This is a genomic window from Megasphaera hominis (assembly GCF_014269395.1).
In the GTDB taxonomy this organism is placed as follows: Bacteria; Bacillota; Negativicutes; order Veillonellales; family Megasphaeraceae; genus Megasphaera; species Megasphaera hominis.
Genome location: NZ_JACOGK010000010.1, coordinates 1 through 12,739, shown reverse-complemented (window position 1 = coordinate 12,739; position 12,739 = coordinate 1). Strand labels below are relative to the sequence as shown.

Annotated in this window: 5 protein-coding genes; 4 read left to right on the top strand and 1 reads right to left on the bottom strand. The window is 51.7% G+C overall.

Annotated elements, in window-relative coordinates:
• Positions 1-8 precede the first annotated feature (8 nt).
• The 4 genes from H8J70_RS04665 to H8J70_RS04650 all read left to right on the top strand — a co-directional run bounded on the left by H8J70_RS04665 (position 9) and on the right by H8J70_RS04650 (position 12,493).
• Positions 9-4,376 carry a beta strand repeat-containing protein gene (locus H8J70_RS04665; protein WP_186502702.1) on the top strand — a complete coding sequence of 1,456 codons (4,368 nt, stop codon included), beginning with the start codon at positions 9-11 and terminating at the stop codon, positions 4,374-4,376.
• Between the two features lie 440 nt (positions 4,377-4,816).
• A complete protein-coding gene (locus H8J70_RS04660) occupies positions 4,817-8,155 on the top strand; it encodes a hypothetical protein (protein WP_186502701.1) in 3,339 nt (1,112 codons plus the stop codon).
• 421 nt (positions 8,156-8,576) lie between these two features.
• Positions 8,577-11,909 (top strand): hypothetical protein, encoded by a 3,333-nt coding sequence (locus H8J70_RS04655; RefSeq protein WP_186502700.1) that lies wholly within the window; start codon positions 8,577-8,579, stop codon positions 11,907-11,909.
• An 80-nt stretch (positions 11,910-11,989) separates the two neighbouring features.
• Positions 11,990-12,493 carry a hypothetical protein gene (locus H8J70_RS04650; RefSeq protein ID WP_186502699.1) on the top strand — a complete coding sequence of 168 codons (504 nt, stop codon included), beginning with the start codon at positions 11,990-11,992 and terminating at the stop codon, positions 12,491-12,493.
• 137 nt (positions 12,494-12,630) lie between these two features.
• On the opposite strand, the gene H8J70_RS12845 is transcribed toward H8J70_RS04650, so the two are convergent.
• The gene (locus H8J70_RS12845) at positions 12,631-12,735 is read right to left on the bottom strand and encodes an IS3 family transposase (RefSeq protein ID WP_425489114.1); all 105 of its coding nucleotides are present in this window, start codon (positions 12,733-12,735) and stop codon (positions 12,631-12,633) included.
• Between the last annotated feature and the right edge of the window lie 4 nt (positions 12,736-12,739).

Here is a 12,739-nt window from a genome sequence, read left to right as displayed (position 1 = left end):
GGTCTACTATGACAAAAAGAACAACAATCCTGCGCTCCTTCATCATTTCCTGTCTCCTCTGCGGCACCGCAACCGTACCAGCCTTTGCTACGGCTGTGACGCTGGAGGGTTCAGTTTCGGAGGCAACGGTTACCGGCAATAGTGACACAGGGACGCCAAGCGGGAATACGGTGACTGGCGATGGCATTTCGTCGAGCGGCCTGGAGGAATTGGATGGCGGTTTATATGTGAATGACGCGGATGACGCCAGCAATAATACCGTAACACTGAAGAACAGCAACCTTTCCATTTTAATAGTTGGCGGTAACGCGAAAAACGGTCAGGCTGAGGGAAATAAAGTATATGTATCCAACTCTGATGAAAAATCCAATTCCAGTATCAGAGGCGGTTCATCCGAAACGGGAAATGTCGTAGGAAACCTGGTCGAGTTCGACGGGGGGCCTGCTTATAATATCACTGGCGGTAGCACGGGTTCAGGCGTGGCATCCGGCAATATTGTCAATGTCAAAGCGGGAACAACCTTCAATGAAATTCATGGCGGCTACAGCGCAAATGGCGCAGGGGCAGTTTCCGGAAATACCGTTACCCTGGATGCAGTAACTGGAGCAGCTACGGTCATTACCGGCGGAACGACCTATGGCGATGCCAAAGACAATACACTTACCATTACCAAGAATTTTACGGGCAAAAGCAATGCGGCATATGGCGGTCAGGGCATGAGGGATGTCACGGGCAACAAGGTGACCATGTCCGGTGGAACCGTATACAGTCTGGCAGGCGGATACGATGAAGGCGACGGCCTCACGGAAAATAATAGTACCGAAATGGACGGCGGCAAAGCCAATATCGTGTATGGTGCATTTGCGCAGCAGGGGACAATTAATGATAATAAGCTGACAATCAATGACGGAACTATCGGAGCTGCCTATGGTGGTTATGGTGCTTTTGGTACAGTCAGCAACAATAAGGTCATCATGTCGGGCGGACAGACCGATTCCTCTATAAGTCTTTCTGGCACAATGGGTGAAGGAAATGAAGGAGGTGTTTTTGGCGGTGCTGCTTTTGTCGGGACAGTTGAAAACAACGGTGTAAAAATCTCCGGCGGCCAGGTGGGCGGCAATGTGTATGGTGGCTGGGTCAGCAAATATGCTGATGAAATGGACAGCAATTCCAACGTTTCTTCCAATACCGTGGAGATTTCCAACGTAACTCTTACCGGCGAAGTCTACGGCGGCTACACACCTAAAGGCGACGCCACAGGCAACGCCGTCACCATAGAAAGCGGCACGATCAATAATAACGTCTATGGCGGCAGCACGGCCAAAGGGGATGCCAATGGCAACTCCGTCACGATCCAAGGCGGGACGATTGAAATGTCTGGCGGGACGACGAGCGCCAAGGTCATTGGCGGGGAATCCGTGTCCGGCAGCGCCAATGACAATACCGTCACTATGACTGACGGGAGTGCTTCGGCCAATGTGATCGGCGGATATGCTGATAGTGCAAACAAGGACGGAACGGGCACTGGCACGGCCAATGGAAATATCGTGAAGATCTCCGGCGGCACGGTCGATGGGGAAGTCACGGGCGGTCTTTCCACTGGCTTAGGCTCTGCTTCTGGAAACCAGGTGACCATATCCGATGCAGGAGGCATTGCCGAAAATAGACAGATTATGGGTGGACATGCATCCGGCACAGGCACAGCGGATAACAATATACTGACCCTGGCATCCGGTTCCGTTTCCGGGAATGCTTATGGAGGCCTCTCGGATGGCAGTACGGCTACGGGCAATACTGTGAAAGTGGCTCTCACAGGTACTGCTTCCCTCACAAGCGCCGTTGGCGGCAGAGGCCAGACGGGAGCCAGTGACAATAAAGTCATCATGACCAGCGGAACGGCGCAGTCGATTACCGCAGGATATGCCGAGACAGGCGATGCTTCGCATAATACCGTCGAAATGAGCGGCGGTACGTCCACGCTCGTTGCAGCTGCCCAGAGCGGAGACGGCAACGCCACAGGCAATACAGTCTCCATGACTGGCGGAACTGCATGGGAAGTCATTGCCGGCTATGGCCGTACGGGAGCTTCTGGAAATACGGTGACCATCTCCGGCGGAACAGTCGGAGGGGGTACAGAATCCGTTTTTGGTGGAAAGTCGGAAAACGGAGATGCCGTTTCCAATACCGTTATGATCAAAGGCGGTGACGTCAGTGGTGATGTCTACGGCGGCCAGGCAGGCGACGACACAAATAGCGAAGGCAAGGCGGATAACAACACGGTTACCATAGAATCCGGGAACACTGCCGGAAGAGTATTTGGCGGTGACTCCGAAATGGGTTCAGCTTCCGGCAATACAGTCACCATTGATGCCACAGGTACGGGAACACTGTCTGAGGTAGATGGCGGCAAGGGCAGAACCACAGCGCAGGACAATAAGGTCATTTTCAATGGCGGCACAGCAGGCACACTGTATGGCGGAAACGTTGTGGGCCATACAGATGGCAAGCAGGGCGCTGTAAATAATACCGTTGAAGTCAATGGCGGCACGGTCACAATGACTATCGGCGGAGTTTCCGGGGTTGCAGCGACCGGCAATACCGTAACCGTCACAGGCGGGGACGCGGGAATGGTTATGGGCGCCATGGCCAGTGGCAAGGCTTCCGGGAATAAAGTCGTCATTTCTGGCGGTACAACTGGCAGTACGTATTTCGGCGTGGCAGGCGGCGTTACAATACTGGGGAATGATGCCATTTCCAATACAGTCACTATTTCCGGCGGTGAAATCAAGAACGATGTCATGGGCGGGTATGTTATGACCAGCGGTTCTTCCTCAGGAAATGCCAATGGAAATACGGTCAATTTCTCCGGCGGTACGCTTGACACCGGCATCTACGGCGGCAAATCTGACGCCGGTGCAGCCGATGACAACACGGTCAATATTCTTGCTGGCACGCTGAATCCGGAAATGAACCTCTATGGCGGCTATGGTGCAACCGAAAGCAAGAACAATACGTACAACATGTACACCAAGGGGCAGACGGTCAAGGACTTCGCTTATTTCCAAAACCTCAATTTCTACGTCCCGGAAAACACGACAGCCGGTGAAACCATGCTCACCGTTACAGGAAATGCAAACACCGAAGCGGTTGCTGCGACAACCCTCGTCGCCGTGAATAACCAGACCACCACAGATGGCACGACAGACCTCACCAACGACACCGTTCTTGGCGGCGTTCAGCGCACGACGAAACTGAACCCAGGCGAAGAAATCAACCTCCTCTATAACGCCAACGGCCTCACCACAGACGGCACCACCTACGGCACCATAGAAGGATTAGACACCGTCACGTCGGCAGGCTTCATCAACCATACAGCCATCGTTAAAAAGAAGGATGCCAACACGATTATCCTCACGATACCGAAAGAAGACAAAGGCAGCCTCGACCCGGACACCAAAGTCATCCCGGAAGATAGAGAACACAGCATCAACATGCTCAAAAACGCAGCGGATCTTCTGACGGATGAAGCGTACCGTTCGGCTGCTACGGCTTGGGAAGAAGGTCATTCTGTAGAAGCGAAATTCGTACCCTACGCAGTACTCGGCGGCCACAACCTGCGCTACGAAACAGGTTCCTATGTCGATAGTGACGGTATGGCTACAAATATCGGCTTCGTCCGCCGCATCCCGCACACGGGCCACACAGACACCATCATGCCCTTCTTCGAATACGGCATGAGCCATTACGACAGCCACCTCGACAACGGTGCCAGAGGCGACGGCAAGCAGCACTATACAGGCGCTGGTCTTCTGATGCGGCGCGACCAAGCTGACGGCCTCTATTATGAAGGCGCCCTCCGTGCCGGCCGTGTTTCAGGTGACTTCCGCGGCATCATTGCCGACGCCCATGCGTCGTACAACACGAACGCGCCGTACGTGGCAGCGCAGGCCGGTATCGGCAGGATTATCGGTCACGGCCGCGATACGTACGATTACTACGGCAAATTCTTCTGGTCTCACCTGGGCAGTGACAGCACTACCGTCCACAGTGTCTACGGCGATGCCAACTACGATCTTGATTCCATCAATTCGTACCGTACACGTCTGGGAATGCGCTGGACGAGAAACTTTGACGAACGAAGAGCCTTCTACGCCGGTCTCGGCTGGGATTATGAATTCGATAGCGAAGCCAACGCTACGTACCAAGGCTGGCGCACAGAAAGCCCGACTGTCAAGGGCTCGAGCGGCTTCCTGGAACTGGGCTGGCGCAGCAAGATTACCAAGGACAACCCGTGGGGCGTCGACCTCCGGCTCACCGGCTGGGCAGGCAAACAACACGGCGCCACCTATTACGCCACGATTTCCAGAGCTTTCTAATCACTTCCAACTCATATAAGCAACACAAAAAGGAGACCTTTCGGGGCCTCCTTTTTGCAGGTATAGAACTGTCAGGAAATTAAACGTTATATGAATGTCGTGCAGTAAATACTATTTCAAAAGAAGATAGAATTACTATAAAATAACAAATATCACTTGCAAAAGAAAACAATAGATTATAAAATAAAACTGAGTTATTGCTTTTTTCTTATGCAAGAAGTAGCGTGCATTATGCACCTGCACACCGTGTGCGAACGAAAAAATGTACAGGGAACCTGGCGATACCTGGACAAGCCACCCAATAGAGAAAAACCTGCTACTACCCAGACGCTACGTGGGGAAGCCGTACCGTAGGGGCTAACTATTTTTCTCCATCCACCAGCCTGTCCACAACCGGCGCCAATCCCAAAAGTCATGTATTCCGAAAGTGGGGGTCAACTATGAAAACAAAAACAACCATCCTGCGCTCCTTGATCATCTCCTGTCTCCTCTGCGGCACCGCAGCACTGCCGGCCTTTGCTGAAGTGACGGTGACAGGACCAATTACAGATACGAACATTACTGGCAACAGTGACACAGGGACATCGAGCGGGAATACGCTGAATGTGACGGATGCGTCGTCGGACTCAATTGGAATAAGAATTTTTGGTGGTGCCGTCGTTGAAGGTGAATCAGGCGATGCATCAGATAATACGGTCAATATTACAAATACTCAGGTAAGTAGTGGTGAGATTTACGGTGGCACATCAAGGCTGGGTGCGACAGATAATAATACTGTAATCTTTGACAGCAGCAGTACTGTCGGTACAGTCAGTGGAGCCTATGGCTATACGGCTTCAGGAAACCATGTGGAAAGCGCAGGAACCAGTAATTTTCTATATGGGGCTCGGTCTTATACAAGCAATTCAGGGAACTCTGTGCTTATTACAGGCGGATCAGTCCAGTATATGCTAACCGGGAGTCAGGCAGATGATGGATCTGCGACAGACAATACTGTCGAAATTAGAGGCGGTACATTTGGTATGGTATATGGGGCACAGGGAAAAGGAGTAGAAAATAACAGCGTAACCATGAGCGGCGGTACAGTCAGTCAGATGCTCTCTGGCGGTTTTAATAATCAACCAGAAGGAAGTGCTGTAAATAATAAAGTTATCATGACTGGCGGGGCTGTAACAAGTTCAATAGATACAGAAAGTGTAGTGCCTGTTGTAAGTGGCGGCTGGGTCAGCTACGGGACGGCTGACCAAAACAGTGTAGAAATAAGCGGAACGGCATCTGTAGCCGGAAGCGTAGCCGGCGGCTGGTCGTATATGGGCGATGTGACCAATAACGTTGTCAAAATTTCTTCAGGCAGCGTCGGAGGCATCGTTGCCGGCGGCTATACTACAGGCAAGGGGGCAGAAGGAAATACTGTCGAACTGAGCGGCACGGCAGATGTTTCAGGAAATATCTATGGTGGTTATGCATTACACCAGATGGATAATCCGTTCACCGGAGAGGCAGCCGCTGGCGATGCTTCTCAAAATACCGTCAAAATTTCAGATGTCACTATCAAGGGCGAAGTATACGGTGGCTATACAGGTGAGGGAACTACGAGCAATAATGCCACAGGTAACGCCGTCATCATCGAAAGCGGCACCGTAGAAAAGACGGTCTATGGCGGCTATACGGCTGATGGTACTGCTTCTGAAAATACCGTCACCGTCAATGGCGGTACAATTGGTACCTCGGCAACAGGTGACGCTGTCTTCAGCGGCTATGCAGCAAAAGGCGAAGCCGTTTCCAATACGGTCACCGTGAGCGGCGGTGAACTAATCGGCCATGTCGTCGGTGGCTACGGCCAGACGGGAGCCAGCAACAATACCCTCACTATGAGTGGCGGCTCTGCGACTAAAATGACTGCCGGGTATGCCGTTACAGGGGATGCTGTCCATAATACCCTTGTATTCAGTGGCGGTACGTCCGCCATCACCATGGCGGCGCAGAGTGGCGGTGGCAATGCTACAGGCAATACGATTACCGTCAGCGGCGGAAGTCCAGGGACGGTAACTGGCGGTTATGGGTCAACTGGCGCTTCGGAAAATACGGTCACCATCTCCGGCGGTACGGTTTCCAGTACAGATGAACTTATACCCGTTGTGACGGGCGGCTTTACTGCTGCAGGCGATGCCGATTCCAATACCATCACCATTAGCGGTGGCGAAATCATGGAAGACATTGCTGGCGGGTACTCTATCATGGGCGACGGCAGCGGCAATACCGTTACCGTCTCCGGTGGCACCCTGGGCACAGCCCTCTATGGCGGTAAATCCGATTTTGCCGCAGCCAACAACAACACGGTCAACATCCTTGGCGGCACGCTGAACCCGGAAATGAGCCTCTACGGTGGCTATGGCGCAACCGAAAGCAAAAACAACACGTACAACATGTACACCAAAGGCCAAACCGTCAAAGACTTCGCCTACTTCCAAAACCTCAACTTCTACGTGCCTGAAGGGACAATAGTCGGCGAAACCATGCTCACCGTTACAGGAAACGTAGACACTGACGAGGATACGATGACTTTGACGGCTGTCCAGAATGGGACTACCACAGATGGCACGACGGACCTTACGGATGCCACCATCCTTGGCGGCGTTCAGCGCACGACGAAACTGAACCCGGGCGAAGAAATCAACCTCCTCTATAACGCCAACGGCCTCACCACAGACGGCACCACCTACGGCACCATAGAAGGATTAGACACCGTCACGTCGGCAGGCTTCATCAACCATACAGCCATCGTTAAAAAGAAGGATGCCAACACGATTATCCTCACGATACCGAAAGAAGACAAAGGCAGCCTCGACCCGGACACCAAAGTCATCCCGGAAGATAGAGAACACAGCATCAATATGCTCAAAAACGCAGCGGACCTCCTGACGGATGAAGCGTACCGCTCGGCTGCTACGGCTTGGGAAGAAGGTCATTCCGTAGAAGCGAAATTCGTACCCTACGCAGTACTCGGCGGCCACAACCTGCGCTACGAAACAGGTTCCTATGTCGATAGTGACGGTATGGCTACAAATATCGGCTTCGTCCGCCGCATCCCGCACACGGGCCACACCGATACCATCATGCCCTTCTTTGAATACGGCATGAGCCATTACGACAGCCACCTCGACAACGGTGCCAGAGGCGACGGCAAGCAGCACTATACAGGCGCTGGTCTTCTGATGCGGCGCGACCAAGCCGACGGCCTCTATTATGAAGGCGCCCTCCGTGCCGGCCGTGTTTCAGGTGACTTCCGCGGCATCATTGCCGACGCTCATTCATCGTACAACACAAATGCCCCGTACGTGGCAGCGCAGGCCGGTATCGGCAAGATTATCGGTCATGGTCGCGATACGTACGATTACTACGGCAAATTCTTCTGGTCTCACCTGGGCAGTGATACCACCACAGTCCACAGTGTCTACGGCGATGCCAACTACGATCTCGATTCCATCAACTCGTACCGTACGCGTCTGGGAATGCGCTGGACGAGAAACTTTGACGAACGAAGAGCCTTCTACGCCGGTCTCGGCTGGGATTATGAATTCGATAGCGAAGCTAACGCCACGTACCAGGGCTGGCGCACAGAAAGCCCGACCGTCAAGGGCTCGAGCGGCTTCCTGGAACTGGGCTGGCGCAGTAAGATTACCCAGGACAACCCGTGGGGCGTCGACCTTCGGCTCACCGGCTGGGCAGGCAAACAACACGGCGCCACCTATTACGCCACGATTTCCAGAGCTTTCTAATCACTTCTAACTCATATATAAGCAACACAAAAAGGAGACCTTTCGGGGCCTCCTTTTTACAGGTATAGGACTGTCAGGAAATTAAACGTTATACGAATGTCGTGCAGTAAATACTATTTCAAAAGAAGATAGAGTTACCATAAAATAACAAATATCACTTGCAAAGGAAAACAATTAATTATAAAATAAAATTGGATTACTGGTTTTTTCTTATGAAAGAAATACCATGTACAAACGAAAAAATGTAATGGGATCCGGCACTACTAAAAGATGCTGGCACAACGCAGAGAATAACCTGCTAACGCCTGTATGCTATGTGGGGAAGACATACCATATGGACTAACTATTTTTTCTGCCTAAAGGCCTGCTGACGGCGACTGCCAATCCTGAAGGTCATGTGTTTTGAAAGTGGGGGTCTACTATGACGACAAGAAAAAATGTATTACGTTCCTTAATCATTTCCTGTTTGCTCTGTGGCACAGTAACACTGCCGGCCTTTGCTGCAGTAACGGTAACCGGCTCTATTACCCAGGCAGAAACTACTGGTAACAGTGACACTGGTTCAGCCAGCGGCAACACATTGAACGTGACCAATGCCACGCAAGGCATTGATAAAGCAACCATTTATGGCGGCAAGACCGCCGATGAACAAGCGGGCAGCTCAGCAAACAACACAGTAACAGTCTCGAACAGCAACATTCAAGGCACCGAAATTATTGGTGGATTCTCATCCGGAGTGGCTGACAGCAATACAGTCATCATAGAGAGTACAAGTAAAGTTGGCTCTGTCTTAGGTGGCGCTAACAATACGGCTACGAATAACCGGGTGGAAATGTATGGTTCTTCAGGCAATATCTCCGGCGGCTTTACGGATGCAGGCGATGCGAATGGAAACTATGTCCTTATTGACACGGCAGCCGGCACTGTCGGGATGACCCATGGTGGGAACAGCCTGGGAAGAGGGGATGCCAATGACAACACGGTGGAAATCAAAAGTGGCACCGTGAATCAAGCCATTGGCGGCAGTGGCAAGAACACAGCAAATAACCGTGTCATCATGAGTGGCGGGACTGATCAATATATGCTCGTAGGCGGCTATGCCAATGGGTATGGAGGAACGTCTTCCAATAACCATGTCAGCTTCAGCGGCGGCGAAATTACGTATAGTGATAGTCAATACCCCGCTGCCAGCGGCGGCTGGGCTCCCTTTGGCAACGCTGATCAGAATAGTGTAGAAATCAGCGGCACGGCATCGGTAACGAACGGAAACGTCTACGGTGGTGGATCCCTGCTGGGCACAGCGACCAACAATACCGTCAAAATTTCCGGCGGCACCGTGGGAGGAAGGGTAGCTGGTGGCGCTGTAATAAATTACACTTCCGTTTACGGGACTGTGAGTCCTTTGAATAGTACCGGAAACAGCGTGGAAATCAGTGGCAATGCTACTGTTTCCAGCAACGTATATGGCGGTTATGTAAGCCTTTTTGCTGACTCCTATGGACCTGCGCCTGCGGTGTCTGCATCCATAGGCAACGCGTCCCAAAACACTGTCAAGATTTCTGACGTGACCCTTTCCGGCAACGCCTACGGCGGTTACACCGAAAGCGGCACAGCCTCAGATAACACCATTTCCCCCACCCATACCACCGCCAGCACACCGATGCAAGAAATCGTCGGTGGCCGCGCCCTCATCGGCACCGCCTCGGGCAACACCGTGACCGTCGAGCAGGGATCCTATTTCAACGTCTTCGGCGGCGCCACAGGATCAGCTGAAGAATACCAATCCATCGATGCAGCCGTATCCGGCGTGACAGAGAACGGTGACGCCACAGGCAATACACTTATCGTCAAAGGCGGTACTATCTTTACCGCAGCCGCTGGCCGGGCCAATGGACTGGTATATACCGATACAGAAGGAAATGAAGTCAACCTCCCGAAAGGGGACGCCATCGGCAATCACCTCTACGTCTACGACGGGAACATTACGGCAGCCGTCGGCGGCTATGGCGGTGCAAACGTCAAGGATAATACAGCCACCATGACCGGCGGCACTGCAGCAAGACTCGTCGGCGGCGCCGCCATCGTGGGTGACGAAGGGACCATTTCAGGAAACCACGTTTCCCTTAGCGGCGGCACTGTTACCTACTATGTCATAGGCGGGGAAGGTGCTGAAGCCGATGGTGTAAGCACTGTTTCAGATAATAGTGTCGCTATTTCCGGTGGTACAGTTGCACAGAATGTAGCTGCCGGCACGACGGTTAGTGGCGATGCTATCGGCAACACCCTGACTATCTCAGGTGGTACTATTGGCACGACGGCAGGAGAGACGAACTACATTGTTGGTGGTGCTTCGGTAGAAGGCGCAGCTAACGACAACACCGTCACCATTACCGGTGGCACACTAGGCTCCATGATGAGCCTCTACGGTGGCTTTAGCGATAACGAAAGTACAGGCAATACGCTCAACCTGTACACGAAAGCCAATACGGTAAAGAATTTGGACTATTTCCAAAACCTTAATTTCTACGTCCCTGAAGCTACTACAGCAGGTGAAACGATGCTCACCGTCACCGATACAGCGGACGTTTCCAATGCCACCGTTCTCGGCGGTGTCCAACGAACGACCAAGCTGCAACCTGGCGATGTTATCAACCTCATTTACGACACTAACGCCATCAACACAGAGAATACCCAATATGGTGTCCTCAAAGGCCTGGATACGGTTACCTCGCAGGGCTACATAAATCATAAAGTCATTACTAAGAAATGGGATGCCAATACCATCGTCCTTACAATTCCTAAAGAAGACAAGGGCAGCCTCGATCCGGGCACCAAGGTGATTCCGGAAGACAGGGAACACAGCATCAACATGCTCAAAAACGCAGCGGACCTTCTGACGGATGAAGCCTATCGTTCGGCTGCTGCGGCTTGGGAAGAAGGCCACTCCGTTGAAGCGAAATTCGTACCCTACGCAGTACTAGGCGGGCACAACCTGCGCTACGAAACAGGCTCCTATGTCGATAGCGACGGCATGGCCACCAACATCGGCTTCGTCCGCCGCATTGCCCACACAGGCCATACGGATACGATTATGCCTTTCTTCGAATACGGCATGAGCCACTACGACAGCCACCTCGACACTGGTGCCAGAGGCGACGGCAAGCAGCACTATACAGGCGCTGGTCTTCTGATGCGGCGCGACCAAACTGACGGCCTCTATTATGAAGGCGCCCTCCGTGCTGGCCGTGTTTCTGGTGACTTCCGCGGCATCATTGCCGACGCTCATTCATCGTACAACACAAATGCCCCGTACGTGGCAGCGCAGGCCGGTATCGGCAAGATTATCGGTCATGGTCGCGATACGTACGATTACTACGGCAAATTCTTCTGGTCTCACCTGGGCAGTGATACCACCACCGTCCACAGTGTCTACGGCGATGCCAACTACGATCTCGATTCCATCAACTCGTACCGTACGCGTCTGGGAATGCGCTGGACGAGAAACTTTGACGAACGAAGAGCCTTCTACGCCGGTCTCGGCTGGGATTATGAATTCGATAGCGAAGCTAACGCCACGTACCAAGGCTGGCGCACAGAAAGCCCGACCGTCAAGGGATCGAGCGGCTTCCTGGAACTGGGCTGGCGCAGTAAGATTACCCAGGACAACCCGTGGGGCGTCGACCTCCGGCTCACCGGCTGGGCAGGCAAACAACACGGCGCCACCTATTATGCAACGATCAGTAGAGCGTTTTAGAAGAGAAAAATGCACCGTAACCGCCCTCCAGGCATCTTGTGGCCTGATTAGCATCCTTTCTGCTCCCAAAGGACCCTTATATGAAAAGACACAAATTACCTTGCATCGTACTCGCTATACTTTTACTTTTATTTCTTTATTCCGAGGGATGTTTTTCGGTATTAGAAGGCACGATAAATACCTATATCATCTCTCACAAAACCTATCAGCCATACATCCATGCTGACAATTATATAAACTCCGCCATACACAGCGAATCGGGATACGAAAATTTTGACTACAAGGATTATTTTACGAAGAAATCCTATAATCAATTATCCCTAAAAACCAAGAGCAACTTCTCGGAACTGAAATCTAAAGAAATTCGTTTTAGAACCATTCACCAAGAAGAAGACAAATCGGATCACTCTATCATTTATATTGACGGCTTTTTGTACCAAAAACATAACCACTACTATCTGGTTTCTGTAGAGCAGGTAACCGCAATCAGAGAAAACAATAGCTGGAAAATAATTGAAGTTACGCAACCTGTCAGTAATGATTGGTATGGTGATAACATCTCATCAACTTATTACCCTTGGTAATGCAATATTAAGCGATTTACTATTTAATTTTATCAATGTAAAAGCCCGTCTGAGCAGTTGAACCGCTCCCCGTCAAGTAGACAGAGCAAAAAATAAAACATGTACTTATTACTGCCACCGATATCCGGTGGCAGTTTTTATGCTGCCACGTAATAGTTATTGTGCTTTTCCATCGGGGTTACTACACCCAGTTTTCTCTGTAAACGCTTAGTATTGTAATAGCCAATGTAATCTTCAATCATTGCA